Below are 25,689 nucleotides of genomic sequence, written 5' to 3' on the forward strand. Positions count from 1 at the left end.
CGATAAAAGGGAACGGCGCCGCAGGATTGCGGCGCCGCTCTTTGTGTGAGGGTCGGTGAAGAGCTGTTATTCCGCAGCTTCCAGCCCAGGCAGGACTGGCTGTGTGTGCAACTGCGTCACGGTGGCCGTCTCGGCGGGAGCTACGTGCGCCCCGGTTATCTTCAATGGCCTGTTGCCGGAAAGCGCGCGGACCACGACGTAGAAGACCGGCGTTAGGAACAGGCCGAACAGCGTCACGCCGATCATGCCGGAGAACACTGCGACACCCATGGCGTGGCGCATTTCCGCGCCGGCCCCGGTCGAGGTGACGAGCGGCACCACGCCCATGATGAAGGCCATAGACGTCATCAGGATCGGGCGCAGGCGAAGGCGGCTGGCCTTGACCACCGCATCGAAGGGTGTGGCTCCCTCGAATTCCAGTTCGCGCGCGAATTCGACGATCAGGATGGCGTTCTTCGCCGACAGCCCGACCAGCACGATCAGGCCGATCTGGGTGAAGACGTTGTTGTCGCCCGCCGTCAGCCAGACGCCTGCAAGGGCAGCCAGCAGCGCCATCGGGATGATCATGATGATCGATAGCGGCAGGGACAGGCTTTCATACTGCGCAGCCAGCACCAGGAAGACGAGCAGGATCGACAGCGGGAAGATCAGCACACCGGTATTGCCGGCGATGATCTCCTGGTAGGTCAGTTCCGTCCATTCGAAGCTGACGCCTGCGGGCAGGGTTTCCGCTGCGATCCGTTCGACGGCGGCGCGCGCCTGGCCGGAGGAATAGCCCGGTGCCGTGTTGCCGTTGACATCGGCCGAAAGGAAACCGTTGTAACGCATCGCCCGTTCCGGCCCGGCAGTGGAGCTGACATTCAGCACTGCCGATAGCGGGATCATCTCGCCGGAATTCGAGCGAACCTGCAGCTTGCCGATATCCTCGGCCTGCGCGCGATAAGCCGCATCGGCCTGGACGCGGACGGAGTAGGTGCGGCCGAACTTGTTGAAGTCGTTGACGTAGACCGAGCCGAGATAGATCTGCAGCGTATTGAAGATCTCAGTCAGCGGAACATTCAGCTGGCGGGCCTTGGCGCGGTCGACGTCGGCATAGAGTTGCGGAACGTTGACCTGATAGCTGGAGAACAGGCCGACCAGTTCGGGCGCGGTGTAGGCCTTGGCGAGGAAGCTCTTCACGGCTCCGTCCAGCGCCTCGTAGCCCAAGCCCGCCTTGTCTTCCAGTTGCAGCTTGAAGCCGCCGATCGCGCCGAGACCCTGGACGGGTGGTGGCGGGAAGATTGCGCTGAAGGAGTCCTGAATGACGCTCAGTTCCTGGTTCAGCCGCCCGGCAATCGCGCCGGCCGAAAGATCCGGTGTCGTGCGCTCCTCGAAGGGTTTCAGCGACAGGAAGACGATGCCGGCGTTGGACGAGTTGGTGAAGCCGTTGATCGACAGGCCGGGGAAGGCGATGGCGTTTTCGACGCCAGGCACCTTGAGCGCGATGTCGCTGATGCGGCGGATCACTTCCTCCGTCCGGTCAAGCGAAGCGCCGTCCGGCAACTGGGTGAAGCCGACCAGATACTGCTTGTCCTGAGGTGGCACGAAGCCGCCCGGTACGGCCTTGAAGAAGAAGACGGTCGCGCCGATGAGGATGAGATAGACGCCCATCATCAGCGTCTTGCGCGAAATCACGCCCTTGACGCCGGTGCTGTAGGCCCGCGAGCCGCGCGAAAAGACGGCATTGAAACCACGGAAGAACCAGCCGAACAGGAAATCCATGATCCGGGTCAGGCGATCCTTTGGCGCATCATGGCCGCGCAGCAGAAGAGCGGCGAGGGCCGGGGAGAGGGTGAGCGAGTTGAAGGCCGAGATGACGGTTGAAATGGCGATCGTCAGGGCGAACTGCTTGTAGAACTGGCCGGTGAGGCCGGAGATGAAGGCAAGCGGCACGAAAACGGCGACGAGCACCAGCGCAATCGCGACGATCGGGCCGGAGACTTCGGACATTGCCCGGTAGGTTGCCTCCCGTGGGGCAAGACCATTCTCGATGTTCCGCTCGACGTTCTCGACGACCACGATCGCGTCGTCGACGACGATGCCGATAGCAAGCACCAGCCCGAACAGGCTGAGCGCATTGATCGAGAAGCCGAAGAGCTGCATGATCGCAAAAGTGCCGACGATTGACACGGGAACGGCGATCAGCGGGATGATCGAGGCGCGCCATGTCTGCAGGAAGATGATGACGACGATGACGACGAGCGCAATGGCTTCGAGCAGCGTGTGAATGACGGCCTCGATCGAGGCGCGCACGAATTGCGTCGTGTCGTAGACGATCTCGTAGTCGACATCCTGCGGCATCGTTGCCTTGATCTCCTTCATCACGGTACGGACCTGATCGGCGATCTCGATGGCGTTCGATCCGGGCGCCTGGAAGACGGGGACGGCGACGGCCTGCTTGTTGTTGAGCAGCGAGCGCAGCGAATATTCGGCTGAGCCGAGCTCGATGCGGGCGACATCGCGCAACCGCGTGATCGCGCCGGTCGGGCTCGTCTTGATGATGATTTCGCCGAACTCTTCCTCGCTCTGCAGGCGCCCCTGCGCGTTCACGGAAAGCTGCAGGTCGACGCCCTCGAGATTGGGCGAGGAACCGATGACGCCGGCGGCGGCCTGGATGTTCTGGGCGCGGATTTCGTTGACGACGTCCGATGCCGACAAGCCCAGCTGCGCCATCTTCTGCGGGTCGAGCCAGATGCGCATCGAATAGTCGCCTGAGCCGAACAGTTGCACCTGTCCGACACCGTCGATGCGGGCGAGCCTGTCCTTGACGTTGATCAGCGCATAGTTGCGCAGATAGGTCATGTCGTAGCGGCCTTCGGGTGAGGTCAGGTGCACGACCATCATCAGGTCGGGCGAGCTCTTGACGGTGGTGACGCCGAGACGGCGCACTTCCTCGGGCAGACGCGGCTCAGCCTGGCTGACACGGTTCTGGACGAGCTGCTGCGCCTGATCCGGATCGGTGCCGAGCTTGAAGGTGACGGTCAGCGTCATCAGGCCGTCGGTGGTCGCCTGGCTGCTCATGTAGAGCATGTCCTGGACGCCGTTGATCGATTCCTCCAGCGGTGTTGCCACCGTTTCGGCGATCACCTTGGGGTTGGCGCCCGGATAGTTGGCGCGCACCACGACGGACGGTGGCACGACATCCGGATATTCGGAGATCGGCAGGATCGTCATGGCGATCAGACCGCCAAGGAAGATGAGGAAAGATAAAACGCCCGCGAAAACCGGGCGATCGATGAAGAACCTGGAGATATTCATGGCGCGATCGCCCTTGTTCTTAAGTGCCGGTGACGGCTTATTGTGCTATGGAGGCTTGCAGAGCCGGGTTTGCGCCGGCGCTCATCGAGACCATTTCGGGTGCGACGAGCGTGCCGGGACGGATGCGCTGCAGGCCGTTGACGACGATGCGTTCCTCAGCCTTCAGACCTGACGTCACCACCCGCAGGCCATCGTATTTCATGCCGACGGTGATTTCGCGGTATTCGGTGGTGTTGTCCGGCTTCACGACCATCACATATTTCTTGTTCTGGTCGGTGCCGATCGCCCGTTCGTGGACCAGCACTGCGTCCTCCGTCTTCGCCTGGCCCAAGCTCAGCCGGGCGAACTGCCCCGGCATCAGCGCGCCATTGGCGTTGTCGAAGACGGCGCGAACCCGGATCGTTCCGCTCTCGGGATCGACGCTGTTATCGACGAGCTGGAGCTTGCCCTTGATATCCGGGTGGCCGGCGACATCCATCTGCACCGGAACACGGTCGAGGAAGTTGCGGGCATTCACGCCTTCGGGCAGTTCGGCCAGAATGCCGGAAACGATCTGCTCGTCAGCCTCGAAGCTCGCATAGATGGGGCTCAGCGACACCAGCCGGGTGAGGATCGGCGACGATGGGCCGGCGGCGATCAAATTACCTGCGGTGATCTCGATCTTGCCGACGCGGCCGGTGATCGGCGCACGGATTTCGGTGTAGCCCAGATTGAGCGCTGCCGATTGCAGAACGGCGCGGGCTGCTTCGAGATCGGCCTCAGCACTTGCCTGGCCGTTCAGACGCTGATCGTAGTCGCTCTGCGATACGGCGTTGGAGGCAAGCAGCTGCTTGCCTCGCTTCAGTTCGGTGCGGGCCAAGGAAGCCCGGGCCTCGGCCGCGGTCACGCTCGCCTGGGCGCGTGCCACCTCTGCCTGATAGGGGGCCGGGTCGATGGTGACGAGCAGATCGCCTTTCTCGACGATCGCGCCTTCCTGGAAATGAACGGACTGGATCGCTCCGGCCACGCGGGAGCGCAGCTCGACGTGATCGATCGCCTCCAGCCGGCCGGAGAATTCGCTCCACTGGGTCACGGGCTTCGCCTCGACGACGGCGACGGAGACGGGAACAGCAACGGGCGCTGCGGCCGTGGCATCGGCTGCATTGCCGGTGCCGGAGGGGCTGCCCTGGATTTCGAAGAAGATCGTCGGTGCAATGGTTGCCACGGCAAGAACGAGCCCGGTGGCGAGAAGCTTGTTTCTGAAAGGTCCGAAAGACATGGCGTTATCCTGATTCTGGCCTCGGGGGCGGGCCTGCCGGTCGTCCCTCACGGGAGGCGAGAGATTTGGGCGAGGGTTGCATTGACGTTCAATACCGGTCGGTATAAAAATAGGTTCCTAAGCCGGTCGCGTCAATCGAATTGTATACCGATCGGTATAAAAAAATTCGGGAGGGCCCGGCCTATGGGACGGCCAAGAGAGTTTGATGTCGACGAAGCCTTGGAAACGGCGATGGAACTGTTTTGGCGAAAGGGCTACGAAGGCACGTCTCTAACCGATCTGACCGAGGGAATGGGCATTACCAAGCCGAGCCTCTACGGTGTTTTCGGCAACAAGGAAGGCCTCTTTCTCAAGGCGCTAGAGCGTTACGAGCGCACCAAGATGAACTTCTTTCATGAAGCTCTCAAAGAGCCGAAGGCCCGCGTCGTTGCCGAGAAGATCCTTCGGGGCTTCGCTGATGCGCAGACGGCGGAAAAGGACCCGAGCGGCTGCATGGGCATCAATGGTGCGCTCGCCTGCAGCGAGGCTGCAGCCGAAATCCAGAAGTGCCTGATCGAAAACCGTCATCGCGGCGAGCGGGAATTGGCCAAGCGGTTCGAGCGCGCTGCAGCGGAAGGTGATCTGCCGCCCGGTCACGAGCCCCATGATCTTGCCCGCTATATCATGACGATCTCGCAAGGGACGGCCATTCAGGCAGCATCTGGTGCAGATCGGGCGGCACTTTATCGTGTCATCGACATGGCGCTGCAATTCTGGCCCGAGCCGTCCGCTCAAGACAGTTGATCAAAACGGCACTTTAAGTTCCATATACAACATAATAGGTGTTTTGGCGATTAATCAGTCGTCCGCCATTTTTCCGCTGCGTGATTCCAGCCGATACCGGTTGCCGGGATAGACGAGCCGGGCAAAGGAGACGATGCGCTTGGACGACCATGTGCGCCGGCGGATGAGCAGGCAGGGCTCGGTGCGAAGTATCACCAGGAGCTTGCATTCCCAGGGTTGCGGCATGGCCGCTTCGACGACGTGTTCGGAGCCGCTCAAGGGTGCCTCGGCAGTCAGATAGGCGTTCGGCGTCAGTGTCGTGAAGTCCTGTCCAAGGTAGCCGGGCGCTGCTTCGGGATTGACGAAACGGTCCTCGATCTGGACCGGGACGCCGTTCTCGCTATGCACGATCAGCGAATGAAACACCGGTGCGCCGATCGGCAGGCCGAGCGCGTCGGCAACATCGGGTGCTGCTGTTTCCTGCGACAAAACGATCACGGAAGCCTGATGTGCATGGCCCCGCTCGTCGATCTCCTCGGCGATGTTGCGGACTTCGAAGAGTTCGGAATAGCCCTTGCGCTCGGCAACGAAGGAGCCGACGCCCTGGATGCGCACCAGTTCGCCCTCACTTGCCAGTTCGCGCAGCGCCCGGTTGGCGGTCATCTTGCTGACGCCCAGTTCGGCGACCAGTTCGTTCTCCGAGGGAACGCGATGTTTGGGCGGCCACTCGCCGCTCTGGATCCGGTCGAGGATCATCTGCTTGACGCCGGCATAGAGCGGTGCACCGTCATTGTCGCTGTTGTCCCACTTCAGGTGAGCGTTCTGGTCGTTGCTACGTTTCATATGCTCATTCCTTGGGCGAAACTAAATTTGCATCCAAATGCGGCCAGTCTCTTGCATACCATAAAAATTCGCATATGGTACCATATACAACATGGATGTTCAGGGGCATTTTTCAACCTCGCCATCCATCAATGGATTTGTAAAGCCGGCGCAAGATCGGCGGACGTTGTTGAAGATAACCCTCAGAGGAACGTGAACATGAGCCTATCCAAATTTCTGATGGCCGGCGCCGTCGCATTCGCAACCCTTGCCGCTCCACTGGCTCAGGCCAAGGACTGGAAGACTGTCACCATCACGCTCGAAGGCGCCTATGCGCCCTGGAACCTGACCAACCCCGACGGCACGCTCGGCGGCTTCGAGCCGGAGCTTGCCAAATATCTCTGCGACCATATGAAGGTCGAGTGCAATCTCGTCGCCTCCGACTGGGACGGCATGATCCCGGCGCTCAATGCCGGCAAGTTCGACGTGATCATGGACGCGCTGTCGATCACCGAAGAACGCAAGAAGATCATCGACTTCACCATCCCCTACGCCCACACCCACGCTGCCTTCGCAACGCTGAAGGACGGCCCGCTGGCAAACGCTGCCGGGACCGGCGCGGTCGTCAAGCTCGATCCGGGCGCAACCGGCGTCAAGGACGTCGATGCGATGAAGCAAGCCTTTACCGGCAAGACGATCGGCATCCAGGCCGCGACCGTCTATTCCAAGTTCATCTATGACAATTTCGGTGATGTCGCCACGGTGCGCGAGTACAAGACCGGCGCCGAGCGCGACCTCGATCTCGAAACCGGCCGTATCGATCTCGTCTTCGACGACGCCGTCTACCTCATCTCGGCCTTCGAGAAGGCCAACGGCACGCTCGCCTTCACCGGTCCGGAAATCGGCGGCACGATCTTCGGCAGCGGCGAAGGTCTCGGCATCCGTCAGGCGGACACCGACCTGCGCGACATGTTCAACAAGGCGATCCAGGCTGCTCTCGACGACGGCACGATCAAGACCTTGTCGATGAAGTGGTTCAAGACCGACGTTACCCCCTGATCCCGAGTTTGCCCGCCGCTTGCTATTTCGCACGTGGCGGGCACACTTGCTGCGGCAGGCCGCCTGTCATCGGCGCGGCCTTCCACATCCATCTGACGATCGGGACGCCGGCCTTGCCGGAAACGACGGGACGCCTGCAGCATGGCACTATTTCAATTGATCGGATTTGGCCCCACCGGCTGGGGCGGGCTGCTTCTCCTGGCAGCCCTGATGACGCTTTGCGTCACCGCCGTTGCGCTGTTGATCGGCGCTATCCTCGGCTCGCTGGTCGCCTGGGCGAAGCTGTCGGGCAGCAAGATAATGCGCACGCTTGGCGGCACCTATACCACCGTGTTTCGCGGCGTTCCCGAGCTGCTGATCATCTATCTGGTCTATTTCGGCGGATCGAGCGCAGTGACCGCCATCGGCACGGCAATGGGCTTTGAGGGCTTTCTTGGTCTTCCGTCCTTCGCGGCCGGCGCGCTTGCCGTCGGCATCATCTCCGGCGCCTATCAGGCCGAGGTCTATCGCGGCGCTTTCCTTGCTATCCCGAAGGGCGAGCTTGAAGCCGCGCAGGCGATCGGCATGCATCGGGGCTTGCGTTTCCGCCGCATCATCGCGCCGCAGGTATTCCGGTTTGCCCTTCCCGGCATCGGCAATGTCTGGCAGCTCAGCCTCAAGGACTCGGCGCTGGTTTCGGTAACCGGGCTTGCAGACCTGATGCGGACCAGCCAGGTCGCGGCCGGTTCGACGCGGCAGCATTTCCTGTTCTTCATCGTCGGGGGCTGCCTCTATCTGATCCTCACCAGCTTCTCGGACCGGATTTTCACCAGCGCCGAAAAGCGCGCCAATCGCAGCATGCCGACAAGCCTCGGCCAGGCCTGATCAAGGAGACACGCGATGGATATCGCCTTCATGTTCGAGACCATGCAAACGCTGCTGGCCGCGCTGCCGATGACGCTGGCGTTGTTTGTTCTCTCTGTCTTTTCCGGCGGTCTGCTGGCCCTCGTCATCGTCTGGATGCGGGTGAGCGGCAATGCCATCGCCCGCAATTTCGCCAAGGGCTATATCTTCATCTTCCGCGGTTCGCCGCTGTTGATCCAGATGTTCCTGATTTTCTACGGCCTCGGGCAGTTCGGCTTCATCCGCTACAGCTTCCTCTGGCCAGCGCTGCGCGAACCCTTCGTCTGCGCCGTGCTGTCGCTGGCCCTTTGCACGGCGGGCTATACGGCTGAAATCTTCCGCTTCGGCCTGCGCGCCATTCCGGCCAAGGAGATCGAGGCGGCCCGCTCGGTCGGCATGTCCGGCTTCCTGCTGACCCGCCGCATCCTGGCGCCGATTGCCTTCCGGCACGCTCTGCCGGCCTATTCGACCGAGGTGGTGATGATGGTGAAATCAACCGCGCTTGCGAGCCTCGTGACGGTCTGGGAAGTGACCGGCGTTGCCCAGCGGCTGATCTCGCAGACTTACCGCACGATGGAAGTTTTCCTCTGCGCCGCCGCCATCTATCTGATCCTGAACTTCCTGATCCTGCAGGCCATGGCGCTGCTCGAATACAAGCTGACCCCGCACCGCCGCGCGGCCCCCCTGTTTCCGGTGCCGCAGCGATGACCCCGACGCCCCTCAACCAGACTGGAACGACCATGGCAGGCACGACCCGGCTTTCCGTCCGCAACATCCGCAAGAGCTTCGGCACGCATGAGGTGCTGCGCGGCATCTCGCTCGATGCCCGCGATGGCGACGTCATTTCGCTTCTCGGCGCCAGCGGCTCGGGCAAGTCGACTTTCCTGCGCTGTATCAACCTTCTGGAAATCGCCGATCACGGCGAGATCTCGGTCGATGGCGAACTGATCCAGATGGAGCAGCGCGGCGGCAAGAACGTTCCGGCCGACCGGCGCCAGGTGGACCGCATCCGCTCGGAACTCGGCATGGTCTTCCAGTCCTTCAATCTCTGGTCCCATATGACCATCCTTGAAAACGTCATCGAGGGGCCGGTGCACGTGCTGAAGCGACCGCGCGCCGAATGCATCGCCGAGGCTGAGGCCTTGCTTGAAAAGGTCGGCATCGTCGAAAAGCGCAATGCCTATCCGGCGCACCTGTCGGGCGGCCAGCAGCAGCGCGCAGCGATCGCCCGCTCGCTGGCAATGAAGCCGAAGGTCATGCTGTTCGACGAGCCGACCTCGGCGCTCGATCCGGAACTGGTCGGCGAGGTGCTGCGCGTCATGCGCTCGCTTGCCGAAGAGGGCATGACCATGCTGGTGGTTACCCACGAAATGAGCTTTGCCCGCAATGTCTCCAACCGGGTGATCTTCATGAAATCCGGCGAGATCGACAGCGACGGCGCGCCGGACGAACTGTTCGGCTCCGGCGGCTCCCCGAGCTTCCGCCAGTTCATCGGTAATTTCGGAGGCTGATCGTGCAGGATATCGTGCTCGAAACGGCGCTCGACTGGCGCGCCGTGGCGGCGGTTGCCGATGGCGCAACGCTTTCTCTTTCCGACGATGCCCGGCAGAGGGTGGAGACGGCCAGCCGCATCGTTTCGGCAATCGTCGAAAGTGGCGTGCGTGCCTATGGAGTCAATACCGGCGTCGGAGCGCTGGCCGATACGGTCGTCGATAGTCCCTCCCAGAGCCGCCTGTCGCGCAACATCATCCTCAGCCACGCCTGCGGCATCGGTCCGCTGCTCGCGCCGCGCGAAGTGCGCGCCATCATCGCGGCGCAGATCGGCAATTTCTCGCATGGTCATTCAGGGGTGCGTCCCGCGATCGTCGAGACGTTGCAGGCTTTCCTGCGCGAAGACTGCATTCCCGATGTGCCCTCGAAAGGCTCCGCCGGTTATCTCACCCACAACGCTCACATCGCGCTGGTACTGATCGGCGAGGGTAGGGCGCGGTTGAAGGGGAAACCGATGAGCGGCGCCGAGGCCCTGAAAACACTCGGCATCGCGCCGCTGGTGCTGCAGGCCAAGGAAGGTCTGAGCCTCGTCAACGGCACTGCCTGTTCGACGGGCCTCGGCTCGTTGGCTCTGGCGCGCGCCGAGCGCTTTCTGGAATGGGCCGATGCCATCGCGGCGCTGACTATCGAGGCGCTCGGATGTCAGGCGGCGGCGTTCGACGCGCCGGTGCTGGCGCTTCGCAAGTCGAAGGGCATCGAGAAGGTCGGCAGGGTGCTGCGCCAACGCCTCGCTGGCAGCGGCCTGATCGCGGCAGCCAAGGGCGCGCGCACGCAAGATGCCTTGAGCCTTCGCTCGGTGCCGCACGCCCATGGCGCCGGCTGGGACGTGTTCGATTTTGCCGGTTCGATCGTTAATCAGGAACTTGCGTCAGTAACAGACAATCCCGCCGTATCCGGCACGCCGGAAGCCCCCCTTGTTTCGTCGGAAGCGCATGCCGTCGCACCCGCCCTGGGGCAGGCGCTCGATAGCCTGGCGGTCGCCATCGCCCAGATATCGGCGATGAGCGAGCGGCGCATCGACCGGCTGGTCAATCCGCTCGTCAGCGGCCTGCCGGCCTTCCTGGCGGTCGATCCGGGTGCCGGGTCCGGCTTCATGATCACGCAATATACGGCAGCCGCCCTTGCCGCAGAAAACCGGCGGCTCGGTGCGCCGGCTAGCCTCGACGGAGGTGTCACCTCGGCGCTGCAGGAGGATTTTCTCGCGCACCCGACGGCTGCGGCCAACAAGCTTCTGGCCATCATCGACAATGCCGAGCAGATTCTCGGCATCGAATTTGCCGCCGCCGCGCAGGCCCAGGATTTCAAGGTTGCGGTCGCGTCGCGGGCCAAGGGAACAGACGCACTCTATCGTCATATCCGTGCCGCGCTGCCGACCTATGCCGACGACCGGCCGCTCGGCTGGGATCTGGAAAAGGCACGCGATCTCCTGCGCGCATCGCCGCCGCCCGCCAGCGTTTAAAGACCTTCCTTAAAGGATACCGTTGATGACCGCCCATTTCGACGTTGCTGTTGTCGGCCTCGGCGCCATGGGAAGTGCTGCCATTGCGCATCTTGCGGCGCCGATCGGTGCTTTTTCCTTCGATGCGATGGACCGGTTTCTGGCTGCGCGGCCGGCCTGATCATAACCTGCAGGCTGTTCCGTATCGGAGGCGTTCCTCGGCATTCCGGCGGCTGGCGAGGCGTCGTGCGCTGCCTGATCCCCGGACATCGACCCGCAAAGCGTCGATATCAAGCCGCCGAAATGCGGATCAGATAGGCCTCCGTCGGCATGTCGGATGTGATCAACACAACACCTTCAAGCATCGCGCAGTCGAGCCTGCCAAGCTCAACAGCGTGATCTCCTTGATCGATCCGCATGTTGCCGAGCGACAGAAGCATGGTGACGCCGCCCTCTGCATCGAGATGATGCTGCCCTTCGACGATCCGCTTTTCGACCTGATGCGCCCATTGCCCGCGCCGGGTCATGACGTTCAGATCGACGATGGCACCCGATACCAGACGCGCGGATGTCGGTGTATCGGCGGGAAAGGCGAGCGGGCGGGATGCCTGCGTCAGCACGACCGGCGCCCTTCCTTCAATGGCAAGCTCCATGCCGTGCCCATCAAGGATCGACAAAGTCCGGTCTATTCCCGGGAACACGGAAAATGGGCCGTCACTCGCCACCGTCGCCATACTGACGCGCCAGCCGAAAGTAGCGAGATCAGCCTCCGGCGGAAACACCGCGATCTCCACGGTTTCGCCGCCACCGTTCTTCCAGGGCATGCGGCGGTAGGTATCCGCCTTTAAAACCAGCGGGCGGTTGTGATTGGGCTGTTGCGCGATGGACATTGTAAACCTCTATGGAGTCGACTAAGTTTAGTGGACTAAGTCCGCTGGAGGGCGATGATGGAAACCGTCAATATACACGAAGCAAAGACACATCTCTCGCGCCTGATGGAAAAGGTGGCCAAGGGCGAATCCTTCATCATTGCCAAAGCCGGCAAACCGATCGGAAAGCTTGTACCGCTCGACGAAACGGAAGCTCCGAAGAAGCGCCGTATCGGGTTTATGAAGGGCGAAATTGTCGTCCCGGATGATTTCGATACGATGATGGCGGATGAGATCGAGGAAATGTTTTACGGCGGCAGCCTTTTTCCCAAATGAGATTTCTCCTCGACACCCACATTCTGATCTGGGCGGCTGGTGATATCGATCTTCTGCCGAAGAACATCAGACCTCTGATTGAGGAGGTGAACAACGAGCTTCTCTTTAGCCCCGCCAGCATTTGGGAAACGGCGATAAGACATGGCACGGGCCGCGGGGCGTTTCAGGCTGATCCCTTCGTTCTGCGCTATCGTCTTCTTGAAAACGGGTATGTGGAACTCCCGATAAACAGCGAACACGCAATCGCGATTGCGGGTCTGCCTCTTATTCACAAAGACCCCTTCGACCGGATCCTGATTGCCCAGGCCATCATCGAAGGGGTCCCGCTCATCACTGTTGATCAGGCCGTCCTTCAGTATCCCGGCCTTCCCAAATACCCATTGGGATAGCGATCAGTTCCCCAAAATACCGGGTAGCCGCAGGCCCTTTTCCCTGGCGCAATCGAGGGCGATCTCGTAGCCGGCATCGGCATGGCGCATGACGCCGGTCGCCGGGTCGTTCCAGAGAACGCGCTCGATGCGGCGGGCCGCATCTTCCGAGCCATCGCAGCAGATGACGACGCCCGAGTGCTGCGAGAAGCCCATGCCGACGCCGCCACCGTGATGCAGAGACACCCAGGTCGCGCCCGATGCGGTGTTGAGGAGGGCATTGAGCAGCGGCCAGTCGGACACGGCGTCAGAGCCGTCCTTCATCGCTTCGGTCTCGCGGTTCGGCGAGGCGACGGAGCCGCTATCCAGATGGTCACGGCCGATGACCACAGGGGCGCTCAGCTCGCCGTTCTTGACCATCTCGTTGAAGGCGAGGCCGAGGCGGTGGCGGTCGCCGAGGCCGACCCAGCAGATGCGCGCCGGCAGGCCCTGGAAGGCGATGCGCTCGGCGGCCATGTCCAGCCAGTTGTGCAGGTGCTTGTTGTCGGGAAGCAGTTCCTTGACCTTGGCGTCTGTCTTGCGGATATCTTCCGGATCGCCCGACAGGGCAGCCCAGCGGAACGGACCGATGCCGCGGCAGAACAGCGGGCGGATATAGGCCGGCACGAAGCCCGGGAAGGCGAAGGCGTTTTCGAGGCCTTCTTCCTTGGCGACCTGGCGGATGTTGTTGCCGTAGTCGAAGGTCGGGATGCCCATGTCCTGGAAGGCGATCATCGCTTCGACATGCTCGCGCATCGAGGCACGGGCTGCCTTTTCGACGGCCTTCGGATCGCTTTCGCGCTTTGCCTTCCACTCAGCCATCGTCCAGCCCTTCGGCAGGTAACCGTTGATCGGGTCGTGGGCGGAGGTCTGGTCGGTGACCATGTCCGGGCGGATGCCGCGACGGACCATTTCCGGCAGGATTTCGGCGGTATTGCCGAGCAGGCCGACGGATTTCGCTTCGCCGGCTGCGGTCCAGCGCTCGATCATCTCCATCGCTTCATCAAGGGTTTCGGCGCGGGCGTCGACGTAGCGGGTGCGCAGGCGGAAATCGATCGAGTCGGGATTGCATTCGACGGCAAGGCAGCAGGCGCCGGCCATGACCGCTGCCAGCGGCTGGGCGCCGCCCATGCCGCCGAGGCCGCCGGTCAGGACCCACTTGCCCTTGAGGTCGCCGTTATAATGCTGGCGGCCGGCTTCGACGAAGGTTTCGTAGGTGCCCTGCACGATGCCCTGGCTGCCGATATAGATCCACGAACCGGCGGTCATCTGGCCGTACATGGCGAGACCCTTCTTATCCAGCTCGTTGAAATGATCCCAGGTTGCCCAGTGCGGCACGAGGTTGGAATTGGCGATCAGCACGCGCGGCGCATCCTTGTGGGTGCGGAAGATGCCAACCGGCTTGCCGGACTGCACCATCAGCGTCTCGTCTTCGTTGAGGTCGCGTAGCGAGGCAACGATCTTGTCGAAGTCCGCCCAGGTCCGGGCGGCGCGGCCGATGCCGCCGTAGACGACCAGTTCGTGCGGGTTCTCGGCCACGTCCGGATCGAGATTGTTCATCAGCATGCGAAGCGGCGCTTCGGTCATCCAGGATTTTGCGGTGAGTTCGGTGCCGCGGGCGGCGCGGATATCGCGGATGTTGTGACGAGGATTGGTCATTTGGTTCCCCTTGTTTTCTGTGCCAGTGTCAGCGCTGTCGTTTCGATGCGCATGAGAATGTCTTTGAGGTGGATGCGGAGTTTATCGGCCTTGGTCTGGTCATAGGTGAAGGGCGAAGTTTCGGTGGCCAGGTGCGTGGACTGCGCCAGTTCCATCTGGATTGCGTGCACGCCGGTTTCCGGCTGGCCGTAGTGACGCGTCGTCCAGCCGCCCTTGAAGCGGCCGTTGAGAATGCTGGTGTAGTCCTCGGCCTTCGATGCCACATCGAACGTTGCCGCTTCGATGGCCGGATTGCATGTCCTGCCGCTGTCGGTGCCGATGTTGAAATCCGGCAGCTTGCCAGCGAACAGGAACGGAATATCCGAGCGGATCGAATGGCAATCATAGAGGATGGCAATTCCGTGGATCGCTTTCACACGCTCGATCTCGGCGGCAAGCGCCGCATGATAGGGCGCATGGAAATCGGTGAGACGGGCGGTGATGTCCGCCTCGGTCGGCTCCTCGCCGTCCTTCCAGATCGCCACCCCGTCAAAATCGGTGTTGGGCACGAGGCCGGTCGTGTTCTGGCCGGGATAGAGGCTGGCACCCTCCGGATCGCGATTGGCGTCGATGACATAGCGATGGAACGTGGCGCGGACCGTCGTCACCTCCGGCAACAGGCCATCGTAGAGACGATGGATGTGCCAGTCGGTGTCGGCCAGGATCCGGCCATTGTCGTTCAGCCGCTCCCAGATCGCGGGCGGAACGTCGGTCCCGGTGTGCGGAAAGCCGAGGATGACGGGAGAGGTACCCTGTTTGACTTCAAAGACGCTCATTCAAGCCTCCAGTACCGGAAGAATACCGCCCGAGATCGACGCGTTCAGGGCGCCGGAGCCGATCAGGTCGCTCGCCGCCTTGAGGTCGGTCGCCATGTAGCGGTCGACTTCCAGTGTCGGGACGACGGCGCGGATGGCGGCGATGGCCTTGGTCAGTTCCGGGCTGGTGACGAGCGGTGCACGGAAATCGATGCCCTGCGCCGCCGTCAACGCCTCGATGCCGACGATCGCGAAGAGGTTGTCGGTCATCTGCAAGAGCCGGCGGGCGCCATGGCAGGCCATGGAGACATGGTCTTCCTGGTTGGCCGAGGTCGGGGTGGAGTCGACCGAGGCCGGATGCGACATCTGCTTGTTTTCCGACATGAGCGCCGCGGAAGTGACCTCGGCGATCATCAGGCCGGAGTTGAGGCCCGGCTTCTTGGCGAGAAATGCCGGCAGGCCGTAGGAGAGTGCCGGATCGACGAGAAGCGCGATACGGCGCTGCGCGATTGCGCCGATCTCGCAGATGGCGAGCGCAATCTGGTCGGCGGCGAAGGCGACCGGCTCGGCGTGAAAATTGCCGCCGGAGACGACGGAATTGTCGGACAGCACCAGCGGATTGTCGGTGACGGCGTTGGCTTCGATTTCGAGCGTGCGGGCAACGGAGCGCATGAGATCGAGGCAGGCGCCGTCGACCTGTGGCTGGCAGCGGATGCAGTAGGGATCCTGGACGCGCTCGTCACCCTCGATATGGCTTTCGCGAATTACCGAGCCCTTGAGGAGGCTGCGCAGCGCGGCGGCCGCGTCGATCTGGCCCTTGTGGCCGCGCAGCGTGTGGATGTCGGGATGGAACGGTGCCGAGGAGCCCATCGCTGCGTCGGTCGAAAGTGCGCCGGTGATCAGAGCGGACTGGGCAGCACGGTGGGCGCGGAACAGGCCGGCGAGCGCGAGCGCAGTCGAAACCTGCGTGCCGTTGATCAGCGCCAGGCCTTCCTTGGCAGCCAGCACGACCGGCGTCAGGCCGGCGCGCTCGAGCGCGGCGCGGCCGTCCAGTTGCTCGCCGTCGAAGAAGGCTTCGCCATGGCCCATCATGACTGCGGCCAGATGCGCGAGCGGTGCGAGGTCGCCGGACGCGCCGACGGAGCCCTTTTCCGGGATGACCGGGATGACGCCCTTTTCCATCATCGCCTCGATCAGGCGGACGAGTTCGAGCCGAACGCCCGATGCGCCGCGTCCGAGAGAGACGAGTTTCAGCGCCATGATCAGGCGCACGATGTTTTCGGCAAGCGGCTGGCCGACGCCGCAGCAGTGCGAGAGGATCAGGTTGCGCTGCAGCGTGGCGACGTCGGCGGCATCGATTTTGATGCTCGCCAGTTTGCCGAAGCCGGTGTTGATGCCGTAAACCGGCGCATTGCCTGCTGCGATCTCGGCGATGCGGGCAGCGGCCTTCTCGATGCCCTTGTCGAAGGTGGGATCAAGCCGGGCAGCCTCGCCGGTCCAGTAGATGATTTCGAGTGTCGAAAGCGGGACGGAGCCCGGCTGAAGAATAAGGGTCATATATGAAGTCCTCACCAATGCACGGAGCCAGGCTCACGTGTCTCCTATTTCAATGTCCGTTGCGGACGCGCGCATGCAGCGGGTTGAAGCCCATGCGATAAACAAGTTCGGCCGGTCGCTCGATATTCCAGATCGCGAAATCGGCCCATTTTCCGGGTTCGAGCGCCCCCACTTCATCGACGAGCCCGAGCGCCCGCGCCGCCTCCCGCGTCACGCCGGCGATGCATTCGGTGACCGTCATGCCGAACAGGGTGGCCGCCATGTTCATGGTCAGAAGCAACGAGGTGAGCGGCGAGGTGCCGGGGTTGTTGTCGGTGGCGATCGCCATCGCAACGCCCGCCTTGCGGAACAGGTCGATCGGCGGTTTCCTGGTTTCGCGGATGAAATAGAAGGCGCCGGGAAGGATGACGGCGACTGTGCCGCTCTTTGCCATCGCCGCCGCACCGGCTTCATCGGCATACTCCAGGTGATCGGCCGACAGAGCGCCGTATTCGGCGGCAAGGGCTGCGCCGTGAAGGTTTGACAACTGGTCGGCATGCAGCTTGACGGGCAGGCCATGCGCCTTCGCGGCATCGAAAACCAGCCGCATTTCGTCCGTCGAAAAGGCGATGCCTTCGCAGAAGCCGTCGACCGCGTCGGCCAGGCCCTCGGCGGCGATCGCGGGCAGCATCCCGTCGACGACCTTGGCGATGTAGCCGGCCTTGTCGCCCTTGAATTCCGGCGGCAGTGCATGGGCGCCGAGAAAAGTGGTGCGGACAGCCACATCGCGTTCTTCGCCGAGGCGGCGCGCGGCGCGCAGGGCCTTCGCTTCGTTTTCGAGATCGAGGCCGTAGCCGGACTTGACTTCGACGGTGGTCACGCCCTCCGCCATCAGGGCATCCAGGCGAGGAAGGGTCTGGCGCACAAGTTCATCTTCGCTGGCTTCGCGTAGCGAACGGACAGAGGAAACGATGCCACCGCCGGCGCGCGCCACTTCCTCATAGCTTGCGCCCGCAAGCCGCATCTCGAATTCGTTGGCGCGGTCTCCGGCGTGAACCAGATGCGTGTGGCAATCGATTAGCCCGGGCGTGATCCAGCGGCCGCCGCAATCGATGATCTCCCCGGCGTCTTCCATGGAGAAAGGCAGGTCTGCTTCGCTGCCGGCATAGACGATGCGCCCGTCTTCGACGGCGATGACGCCGTTCTCGACAAGGCCGAGACCGGGCAAGGCCGGGTTCAAGGTTGCGAGCCGCGCGTTTCGCCAAAGGCGATCGCAAGCGGTCGGCCGGGATCCGTCTGGTGTCGATTTTATGGAAGACATCGTTTTCTAGCCTTTCCTTTTCGTGCTATTATGTATAGACATAAAGAAAATGAGCGCAAGTGGTTTTTTGATTTTATCGAAAACGGGAGAGGGTTCGGCCTTGGACAGCATTCATGTGAAATCGGCCTTGTTGCCGGCAGGGTGGCAGCGGGAAGTCCGGATATCGTTCGATGGCGGGCGGATTGTTTCGGTCGAAACCGGAGTGGCGGCTGAGGCGGGTGATGAGCGCCACGATATCCTCGTGTCCGGCATGCCGAACCTGCACAGCCACGCATTTCAGCGCGGCATGGCGGGGCTTGCGGAAACGCGCGGGCCTGGTGCCGACAGTTTCTGGAGCTGGCGCAATGTCATGTACCGCTTCGCCCTGTCGATGACGCCGGATCATGTCGAGGCCGTCGCCAGCCATCTCTATATGGAAATGTTGGAAGCCGGGTTTTCCCGCGTCGGCGAATTCCACTATCTCCATCACGATATCGACGGCAGCCCCTATGCCGATATTTCCGAGATGGCGCAGCGGATCGCAGCGGCGGCCTCGCAAACAGGCATCGGCCTGACGCTGCTCCCGGTGTTCTACGCGCATTCGACCTTCGGCGGCGCTGCGCCGAACGAGGGACAGCGGCGCTTCATCAACACGGTCGAGAGCTTCGAGCGGCTGCTTGACGGCTGCCATCGGGCGGTCAAGGGTTTGCCGGATGGGTGCGTTGGCGTCGCGCCGCATAGCTTGCGGGCGGTGACGCCGGAAGAATTGACGGCCGTCGTTGCGATGGCAAAGGATGGGCCGATCCATATTCATGTGGCTGAGCAGGTCAAGGAAGTGGAGGATTGCATCGCATGGTCCGGCGCGCGGCCGGTCGAATGGCTGCTCGATAATGCCGGGCTTGATGGCCGCTGGTGCCTGATCCATGCGACGCATATGACGGACGAGGAGACCCGGCGCACGGCGCAAAGCGGTGCGATCGCCGGCCTTTGCCCGGTGACGGAGGCCAATCTTGGCGATGGCACGTTCAACGCGGTCGTGTTCGGCGAAGCGGGCGGCAAGTTCGGTATCGGCTCTGATTCCAATGTCCTGATCGGACTTCCCGACGAGCTTCGGCAGCTTGAATATTCGCAACGCCTGGCGCATCGCTCGCGCAACGTCCTGGCGGCTCCGGGCCAATCGACCGGCCGCGCCCTGTTCGACGGCGCGGTCGAAGGTGGCTGTATTGCCTTGGGATCGACGAAGTCGGGGGTTGCCGCCGGCAACCCGGCGGATTTCGTCAGCTTGGCGGTGCCGGATGGCGGTCTGGCCGATGACGCGGTTCTCGATTCCTGGCTCTTTGCCAATGGGACGAAACCGGACAGCGTCTGGGTCGCGGGCCGCAAGCAGGTCGAAGGTGGGCGGCATTATCGGCGCAACCAGATATCCGCTGGATTCCGCAACGTGATGCGCGACTTGTTGGCCTGATGGATTCGGTTTCGGCGCCGCGTCTTTTCGGGACAGGCGGCGCCGAAAAATTTCTGCTAGGACCGAACGGGTTTTGAGGAAAGTGAGCGCGTGGTGAAAACGCAGGATGCAGATTTGGATGCGGATAACGCGCTTGCCGACAGGGCAAGCGACCTGTCGCTGCATCAGCGCATTCTCGGCGACATCGAGGACCGTATCCTTTCCGGCGAATGGCCGCCGGGCTTTCGCATTCCGTTCGAGGTCGATCTTGCCGAGCAGTACAAATGCTCGCGGATGACTGTGAACAAGGCGCTGACGCAACTGGCGAAAACGGGGCTGATCGAGCGCCGGCGGAAATCAGGCAGCTATGTAACGCAGCCGCGCGCCCAGTCGGCGGTACTTGAAATCCGCGATATCAAGCTCGAAGTGCAATCGCTCGGCCTTACCTATGACTACAGGCTGATCGCAAAGACGCGGCGCCGGAGCAATGCTGAAGATCGGTCAAGGCTCGGCCTCGACGCGGCAGCACCCATTCTGGATGTGACCTGCACGCATCTAGCCGGCAATCGGCCGTTTTGCGTCGAACAGCGCCTGATCAATCTGGCGGCCGTGCCGGACGCGGCGGCGGAGAGTTTCGAAGAGATGGCCCCTGGCCCCTGGCTCTTGAACCGGGTGCCGTGGAGTGCGGCTGAACATACGATAAGGGCGGTGGCGGCGGATGAACCGGTCGCCACGGCCCTTGGTATTGCCGTTGGAACCGCCTGCCTGACGGTCGAGCGGCGCACCTGGAGCAATGGTTCCTACATCACCCATGTGCGCCTGATCTATCCGGGCGAGCGGCACGCCCTCGTTGCCAACTTCACGCCGTCGCAGCCGAAGTGACGGCAAGCCGCCGATTATTTCTTCGGCTTGGCGCCGGATAGTTTGGGAACTTCCTTCGTGAGGGTTGCACTGAAGGGTGTCGCTGCCTTGGCCGCAACCTTGTCCTTCTTCGGTTTCCTGACTTCCTTGTTGCTCTTTGCTTGTCCCTTGGCCATGGCGTCTTTCCTCGTGCGAAAATGAACTGTCCGCGCGCGTGATGCGATGCAATCAGTGGCACCGAACGCGGATATTCCGACCATGAACGATGCTGTGGTTCTAGACAATCGGAAAATTTGAAAGGAATTGGCAGGACGAAAACACCAATCAATCCGCCGTTTTTGCGTCCACGCCAAATTCGAGGCTCATCTGGACGAGTTCGTCCCACAGGCTTTCGGCGAAGCCGCGCAGGACCATGAGTTCGAAGCTATCCGCACCGGTTCGCGTGATCAGCGCCGAGATGTGTCCGATCAGGGTCATGGCCGAATGGCCGATGGCGAAGCTTGCTCGATCGAGATCGACAGCGGTGCCCTTGGCGAGGACGGCCTCGACGGATGCACCGCTGACGCCGATCCGGATGCGACCGTGGCTTTGATCGGCAATCGAAGCCTTGCTTGCGAGGAGCGCCGCCTTGCCGGAGATATCTGCAGCGGAAAGAGGCGCATCGCCGACGACGAACCACTGTCCGGGGCCGTAGGGGCGCACAGCATGAGGGGCGCCATCGCCGATCTGCGGGATCAAGTTCTGCAGATCGCCACTTCCATGTGCAGCGAGCACCTGCAGTACATGGCCTTCCGGCAGGGCGTTGAGCGTTATCCTTGCCCTCGTCGAGGAGGCGCCGAAAGAGCCGGACCTGGCACCCGCCAGAGCGGAACGATGAAGGAGAGCGAAATCAACCATGGAGCTTTCCGTTTTCCGGATCGAAGAAGACAGGGCTGCAGAGCACGGCCTTGGTGTATTCGTTATTCAGGTCGTTCCAAACCGTCACATGCTCGCCATGCCGCTTCGGCCCATGCTTGACGAGGGCGAGCCCTATCGTGGAGGCGAGATTGGGAGAATAGCAGCTGGAGGTCACGTAACCCTGGTCATTTTCCAGTGACGGCGCGGCGCCGTCGACAAGGATGTGCGAGCCGGTCTTGAATGTCGTTGCGGGATCGAGCGGCTTGACGCCGACGAGCGACGGCCGGTCCTGCGCCACCACTCCTTCGCGCGACAGCATCGCCCTGCCGATGAAATCCGGCTTCGTCGCCGAGACCATCTTTGCGAAGCCGAGGTCGGCCGGAATGACGGTGCCGTTGATCTCGGAATGGGTGACATGACCTTTCTCGATGCGCATGACACCGAGGGCTTCGACACCATAGGGGCAGATGCCATGGGGAGCGCCCGCTTCCATGATCGCATCCGCCACGGCTTCCCCGTAGCCGGCGGGCACCGCCAGTTCATAGGCCAGTTCGCCGGAGAAGGAGATGCGGAATAGCCGGCCAGCCAGCTTGCCAGCGAAGAGCGAGACTTCCTTGGCGCCGAGGAACGGGAAGGCCGCGTCGGAAATATCGTCGTCGATCAGCGTCTGCAGGATCGTCCGGGACTTCGGCCCGGCGACGGCAATCTGCGCCCACTGGTCCGTGGAGGAGGCGAACTGCACGTCGAGGTCGGGCCAGAGCGCCTGGGCGCAGAACTCCAGATGATTCATCACGCCGGCCGCATAGGCCGTGGTCGTCGTCATGAAGAAGTGGTTTTCGCTGAGCCGGCTCGTCGTGCCGTCGTCATAGATCATGCCGTCTTCGCGCAACATCAGGCCATAGCGCGCCTTGCCTACCGGCAGTTTCAGGAAGGCGTTGCAATAGATGCGGTTTAGGAATTCCGCGGCGTCCTTGCCGAAGATCTCGATCTTGCCGAGCGTCGAGACATCGCAGATGCCGGCGTTCTTGCGGACATTGAGCACTTCGCGATCGACGCTTTCGCGCCAGGTCGTTTCGCCGGTCTTGGGAAACCAGGAGGAACGATACCAGAGGCCGGTCTCGACGAAGATGGCGCCGTTCTTCTTTGCCCAGTCGTGTAGCGGCGATTTGCGCACCGGCTGGAAATGCTTGCCTTTCGACGCGCCGGTCAATGCGCCGAAGGAGAGCGGCGTGTAGAAGGGGCGGAAGGTCGTGGTGCCGACATCGGCCGGCGAAACCTTGCGCGCTTCCGCCAGAATGCCGATGGCGTTGATGTTGGACAGCTTGCCCTGATCGGTCGCCATGCCGTTGGTGGTGTAGCGCTTGGCAAGCTCGACATGGCCGTAGCCTTCGCTGACGGCGAGACCAAGGTCCTTCAGATGCACGTCGTTCTGGTAGTCGACGAAGGCCTTGCCTTTTGCGCCGCGCACATACCAGAGCGGTTTGGCGACGGTAGCGGTGTCGATTGCGGCGGCGAAGGCCGGGGCGGCATTGGAAAAGCCGAGGGCTTGCAGCGCGCGTGCGGCTTTCTCGCCACCATCGGCAAGGCAGGCTTCGGGTGCGCCGAGACCTGCCGCCGAACCGGCGATGGTCAGGCCATCCTGTGTTTCCGGCGCGAGGAAGGCGGCCTTTGCGTCCGACCATACCGGCTTTGCGCCGCGGTGACAGGCAAGATGAATGATCGGGCTCCAGCCCCCGGACATGGCAAGAGCGTCGGCATTGATCGTCACCGGCGCGCCATCCTTGAGGACGGTGACGCTCGTGAGGGCCTTGCCGCCCTTTGCGTCCTGCACCAAGGCGCCGGGGAAGACGGGTGCGCGGCCGCTCCAGGATGAAGCGCCGCTGGCGCGGGCGTCGACGATGGCGGTGACTTCGAGGCCAGCCGCTTCGAGGTCGGCCGCGGTCCTGTAGCCGGATTCGTCGTTGGTGAAAATGACGGTACTCTTGCCGGGCGCGATGGCTTGCCGGTTGAGATAGGAGCGCATGGCGCCCGCCATCATCACGCCCGGAATATCATTGCCACCGAAGACCAGCGGTCGTTCTTCCGCGCCAGATGCGAGGATCGCGTGTTTGGCGGCAATGCGCCACAGACGCTCTACCGGCCGGTTCGGGTCGATGGTGGCCGTATTTTTCTGCACGCTTTCGACAGCGCCGAAGACATTGCCGTCATACCAGCCGAAGACGGTGGTGCGCGAGAAGATGCGCACGTTGGGAAGGCTGGCGAGTTCGGCAAGCGTTTCCGCAAGGAGGCCGGCCGCGGCTTTCTCGCCGATTGCCGCGGTCTCCGCGAGGAGCGAGCCGCCGGGCTCAAAACCTTCGTCAGCGAGGATGACGCGCGCCCCGACCCGGCCGGCGGTGAGCGCTGCGGCAAGGCCGGCCGGGCCGGCCCCGATCACCAGCAGGTCGCAATGGGCCCAGCATTTCTCGTAAGTGTCCGGATCGGGCTCGTAGGTCGCGCGGCCGAGACCCGCCGCCTTGCGGATGATCGGTTCGTAGACCTTTTCCCAGAAGGCCGCCGGCCACATGAAAGTCTTGTAGTAGAAGCCGGCGCCGAGGAAGGGCGAGAGCAGGCTGTTGACGGCGCCGAGGTCGAAATCGACCGAAGGCCAGCGGTTCTGGCTCCTGGCCGTCAGACCGCTGTAAAGCTCGACCAGCGTTGCGCGGGTATTGGCCTCGGTGCGTCCGCCCTCGCCGATCGTCACAAGGGCATTGGGTTCCGCCGCGCCCGCCGTCAGGATGCCGCGCGGGCGATGGTATTTGAAGCTGCGGCCGACAAGCTGGCGGCCGTTTGCGAGAAGTGCCGATGCCAGCGTGTCGCCGGCAAAACCCTGCATCGGCTTGCCGTCGAAGGTGAAATCCAGCGGCTTGGCGCGGTCGATGCGGCCGCCCTTGAAGAGACGGAAGGAACTCATGCGGTTTCTCCCTGCGCGGCAGCGTCCGTGACGGCATAGACCGCGTGGGTCACCGTATCGCGCTCCACGACCAGCCAGCGGCGGCAGCCGGATGTGTGATGCCAATATTCCTTGTGGCGTCCGCGCGGGTTGTCGCGCAGATAGACGTAAGCAAACCAGGCATCCTCGCCGGCATCGGGTGCGGGGCGGGCGATTGCTGCGTCACCCTTGACGGTGAATTCTTCCTTGGGGCGCGGCCCGCAATGGGGGCAGGCGATCAAGCTGGCCATTTAAAGTCCTCAATGCAGATTGGGTTGCGAGCCGACGCCCTTTTCATCGATCATCCGGCCGCGCGCGAAGCGGTCGAGCCGGAAGGCCGTTGCCGTTTCATGCGGTTCGTTCCTGGCGATCAGATGGGCGTAGCAGAAGCCGGACGCGGGCGTGGCCTTGAAGCCGCCGTAACACCAGCCGGCATTCAGGTAGAGATTGTCGATATGGGTGCGGTCGATGATCGGCGAGCCGTCCATGCTCATGTCCATCACGCCGCCCCAGGAGCGCAGCACCCGGACGCGCGAGAGGGCCGGGATCATCGCGACGCCGGCTTCGGCGACATGCTCGACGGTCGCCAGATTGCCGCGCTGGGCATAGGAATTGTAGCCGTCGATATCGCCGCCGAAGACGAGGCCGCCCTTGTCGGACTGGGAGACATAGAAGTGCCCGGCGCCAAAGGTGACGACGTTGTCGATGAAGGGTTTCAACCCTTCCGAGACGAAGGCCTGCAGCACATGGCTTTCGATCGGCAGCTTCATGTCCACCATATCGGCAACGACGGTGGAATTGCCCGCCGCCGCGAGCGCCAGCTTGCCACAGCCGATGAAGCCCTGGCTGGTCTCGACGCCGGTGATACGGCCGTTTTCGCGGCGGATGCCTGTGACCTCGCAATTCTGGATAATATCGACGCCGCGCGAGTCTGCCCCACGGGCATAGCCCCAGGCAACGGCATCATGCCGCACGGTGCCGCCGCGCTTCTGCATCAACGCGCCCTGGATCGGGAAGCGGGCATTGTCGAAATCGAGGAACGGCAGCATCTGGCGCACGGTATTGCGGTCGAGCAGATCGGCATCGACGCCATGCAGGCGCATGGCATTGCCGCGCCGCGTATAGGCGTCGCGCTGGGCGTCGGAATGATAGAGGTTGAGCACGCCGCGCTGCGAGACCATGGCGTTGAAGTTGAAGTCCTGCTCCAGTCCTTCCCAAAGCTTCATCGACAGTTCGTAGAACGGGTTGTTGCCCTGCAACAGGTAGTTGGAGCGGATGATCGTGGTATTGCGGCCGATATTGCCCGAGCCGAGATAGCCCTTTTCCAGCACCGCGACGTTGGTGATGCCGAATTCCTTGGCGAGATAGTAGGCGGTAGCAAGGCCGTGCCCGCCGCCGCCGACGATGATCACATCGTAATGATTTTTCGGAACCGGACTGCGCCATGCGGGCTGCCAGCTTTTATTGCCGCGCAGGGCATTCAGAAAAACGGAAAAGGCGGAATAGCGCATGATCGATTCACCGTGGGAACTGGCGGCGATCATGACAG

The 25,689-nt window shown here is 62.6% G+C and carries 24 protein-coding genes; 11 read left to right on the forward strand and 13 right to left on the reverse strand.

What is annotated here, in order from left to right:
* Positions 1–66: 66 nt before the first annotated feature.
* A complete protein-coding gene (locus ACSQ3F_RS08815; RefSeq protein WP_436099865.1) occupies positions 67–3,297 on the reverse strand; it encodes an efflux RND transporter permease subunit in 3,231 nt (1,076 codons plus the stop codon).
* A gap of 37 nt (positions 3,298–3,334) precedes the next feature.
* On the reverse strand, positions 3,335–4,555 hold the full coding sequence (locus ACSQ3F_RS08820; protein ID WP_436099866.1) for an efflux RND transporter periplasmic adaptor subunit: 1,221 nt from the start codon (positions 4,553–4,555) through the stop codon (positions 3,335–3,337).
* A gap of 183 nt (positions 4,556–4,738) precedes the next feature.
* Between ACSQ3F_RS08820 and ACSQ3F_RS08825 the strand changes: the two genes are divergently transcribed.
* Positions 4,739–5,338, forward strand: a complete 600-nt coding sequence (locus ACSQ3F_RS08825; RefSeq protein WP_436099867.1) for a TetR/AcrR family transcriptional regulator — start codon at positions 4,739–4,741, stop codon at positions 5,336–5,338.
* 54 nt (positions 5,339–5,392) lie between these two features.
* Here ACSQ3F_RS08825 and hutC (ACSQ3F_RS08830) read toward each other — a convergent pair whose 3' ends face one another.
* On the reverse strand, positions 5,393–6,160 hold the full coding sequence (gene hutC / locus ACSQ3F_RS08830; RefSeq protein ID WP_436099868.1) for a histidine utilization repressor: 768 nt from the start codon (positions 6,158–6,160) through the stop codon (positions 5,393–5,395).
* Positions 6,161–6,358: 198 nt separating this feature from the next.
* Here hutC (ACSQ3F_RS08830) and ACSQ3F_RS08835 point away from each other — a divergent pair, with 198 nt between their 5' ends.
* The 6 genes from ACSQ3F_RS08835 (at position 6,359) to ACSQ3F_RS08860 (ending at position 11,250) form a co-directional block, all read left to right on the forward strand.
* The gene (locus tag ACSQ3F_RS08835; RefSeq protein ID WP_436099869.1) at positions 6,359–7,198 is read left to right on the forward strand and encodes a transporter substrate-binding domain-containing protein; all 840 of its coding nucleotides are present in this window, start codon (positions 6,359–6,361) and stop codon (positions 7,196–7,198) included.
* Positions 7,199–7,339: 141 nt separating this feature from the next.
* Positions 7,340–8,062 carry an ABC transporter permease gene (locus ACSQ3F_RS08840; protein ID WP_436099870.1) on the forward strand — a complete coding sequence of 241 codons (723 nt, stop codon included), beginning with the start codon at positions 7,340–7,342 and terminating at the stop codon, positions 8,060–8,062.
* Between the two features lie 15 nt (positions 8,063–8,077).
* A complete protein-coding gene (locus ACSQ3F_RS08845) occupies positions 8,078–8,788 on the forward strand; it encodes an ABC transporter permease (protein WP_436099871.1) in 711 nt (236 codons plus the stop codon).
* Positions 8,789–8,820: 32 nt separating this feature from the next.
* Positions 8,821–9,591, forward strand: a complete 771-nt coding sequence (locus tag ACSQ3F_RS08850) for an ABC transporter ATP-binding protein (protein ID WP_436102086.1) — start codon at positions 8,821–8,823, stop codon at positions 9,589–9,591.
* A gap of 2 nt (positions 9,592–9,593) precedes the next feature.
* The gene (locus ACSQ3F_RS08855) at positions 9,594–11,090 is read left to right on the forward strand and encodes an HAL/PAL/TAL family ammonia-lyase (protein ID WP_436099872.1); all 1,497 of its coding nucleotides are present in this window, start codon (positions 9,594–9,596) and stop codon (positions 11,088–11,090) included.
* Between the two features lie 25 nt (positions 11,091–11,115).
* Positions 11,116–11,250 (forward strand): hypothetical protein, encoded by a 135-nt coding sequence (locus tag ACSQ3F_RS08860; RefSeq protein WP_436099873.1) that lies wholly within the window; start codon positions 11,116–11,118, stop codon positions 11,248–11,250.
* 109 nt (positions 11,251–11,359) lie between these two features.
* Here ACSQ3F_RS08860 and ACSQ3F_RS08865 read toward each other — a convergent pair whose 3' ends face one another.
* On the reverse strand, positions 11,360–11,959 hold the full coding sequence (locus tag ACSQ3F_RS08865; RefSeq protein WP_436099874.1) for a HutD/Ves family protein: 600 nt from the start codon (positions 11,957–11,959) through the stop codon (positions 11,360–11,362).
* 57 nt (positions 11,960–12,016) lie between these two features.
* On the opposite strand from ACSQ3F_RS08865, the gene ACSQ3F_RS08870 reads away from it, so the two are divergent.
* Entirely contained in the window at positions 12,017–12,274 is a 258-nt protein-coding gene (locus ACSQ3F_RS08870; RefSeq protein WP_436099875.1) for a type II toxin-antitoxin system Phd/YefM family antitoxin, read from the forward strand.
* Positions 12,271–12,663 (forward strand): type II toxin-antitoxin system VapC family toxin, encoded by a 393-nt coding sequence (locus ACSQ3F_RS08875; protein WP_436099876.1) that lies wholly within the window; start codon positions 12,271–12,273, stop codon positions 12,661–12,663. The genes ACSQ3F_RS08870 and ACSQ3F_RS08875 overlap by 4 nt, the downstream gene beginning before the upstream one ends.
* 3 nt (positions 12,664–12,666) lie before the next feature.
* Here ACSQ3F_RS08875 and hutU read toward each other — a convergent pair whose 3' ends face one another.
* From hutU to hutI, 4 genes are read right to left on the reverse strand one after another with little or no spacing between them, the layout of a single operon-like run.
* Entirely contained in the window at positions 12,667–14,340 is a 1,674-nt protein-coding gene (gene hutU / locus ACSQ3F_RS08880) for a urocanate hydratase (RefSeq protein ID WP_436099877.1), read from the reverse strand.
* The gene (gene hutG / locus ACSQ3F_RS08885) at positions 14,337–15,155 is read right to left on the reverse strand and encodes an N-formylglutamate deformylase (protein WP_436099878.1); all 819 of its coding nucleotides are present in this window, start codon (positions 15,153–15,155) and stop codon (positions 14,337–14,339) included. Before hutG ends, hutU begins: the two co-directional genes overlap by 4 nt.
* On the reverse strand, positions 15,156–16,691 hold the full coding sequence (hutH, locus tag ACSQ3F_RS08890; protein ID WP_436099879.1) for a histidine ammonia-lyase: 1,536 nt from the start codon (positions 16,689–16,691) through the stop codon (positions 15,156–15,158). It lies immediately after the preceding gene.
* 49 nt (positions 16,692–16,740) lie between these two features.
* A complete protein-coding gene (hutI, locus tag ACSQ3F_RS08895; RefSeq protein WP_436099880.1) occupies positions 16,741–17,991 on the reverse strand; it encodes an imidazolonepropionase in 1,251 nt (416 codons plus the stop codon).
* Between the two features lie 100 nt (positions 17,992–18,091).
* Between hutI and ACSQ3F_RS08900 the strand changes: the two genes are divergently transcribed.
* Both ACSQ3F_RS08900 and hutC (ACSQ3F_RS08905) read left to right on the forward strand, forming a co-directional pair.
* Positions 18,092–19,435, forward strand: a complete 1,344-nt coding sequence (locus ACSQ3F_RS08900; RefSeq protein WP_436099881.1) for a formimidoylglutamate deiminase — start codon at positions 18,092–18,094, stop codon at positions 19,433–19,435.
* Between the two features lie 114 nt (positions 19,436–19,549).
* Positions 19,550–20,296 carry a histidine utilization repressor gene (gene hutC, locus ACSQ3F_RS08905; RefSeq protein WP_436102087.1) on the forward strand — a complete coding sequence of 249 codons (747 nt, stop codon included), beginning with the start codon at positions 19,550–19,552 and terminating at the stop codon, positions 20,294–20,296.
* A gap of 14 nt (positions 20,297–20,310) precedes the next feature.
* Here hutC (ACSQ3F_RS08905) and ACSQ3F_RS08910 read toward each other — a convergent pair whose 3' ends face one another.
* From ACSQ3F_RS08910 to ACSQ3F_RS08930, 5 genes are all read right to left on the reverse strand, one after another.
* Positions 20,311–20,451 carry a hypothetical protein gene (locus ACSQ3F_RS08910; RefSeq protein ID WP_018328078.1) on the reverse strand — a complete coding sequence of 47 codons (141 nt, stop codon included), beginning with the start codon at positions 20,449–20,451 and terminating at the stop codon, positions 20,311–20,313.
* Positions 20,452–20,599: 148 nt separating this feature from the next.
* The gene (locus tag ACSQ3F_RS08915) at positions 20,600–21,172 is read right to left on the reverse strand and encodes a sarcosine oxidase subunit gamma family protein (protein WP_436099882.1); all 573 of its coding nucleotides are present in this window, start codon (positions 21,170–21,172) and stop codon (positions 20,600–20,602) included.
* Positions 21,165–24,122, reverse strand: a complete 2,958-nt coding sequence (locus ACSQ3F_RS08920) for a sarcosine oxidase subunit alpha family protein (RefSeq protein WP_436099883.1) — start codon at positions 24,120–24,122, stop codon at positions 21,165–21,167. The genes ACSQ3F_RS08915 and ACSQ3F_RS08920 overlap by 8 nt, the downstream gene beginning before the upstream one ends.
* A complete protein-coding gene (locus tag ACSQ3F_RS08925) occupies positions 24,119–24,391 on the reverse strand; it encodes a sarcosine oxidase subunit delta (RefSeq protein WP_436099884.1) in 273 nt (90 codons plus the stop codon). The genes ACSQ3F_RS08920 and ACSQ3F_RS08925 overlap by 4 nt, the downstream gene beginning before the upstream one ends.
* Positions 24,392–24,400: 9 nt before the next feature.
* The gene (locus ACSQ3F_RS08930; protein ID WP_436102088.1) at positions 24,401–25,651 is read right to left on the reverse strand and encodes a sarcosine oxidase subunit beta family protein; all 1,251 of its coding nucleotides are present in this window, start codon (positions 25,649–25,651) and stop codon (positions 24,401–24,403) included.
* Positions 25,652–25,689 lie beyond the last annotated feature (38 nt).

Origin of the sequence: Pararhizobium sp. LjRoot238 (assembly GCF_964252955.1) — a bacterium.
GTDB lineage: Bacteria > Pseudomonadota > Alphaproteobacteria > Rhizobiales > Rhizobiaceae > Pararhizobium.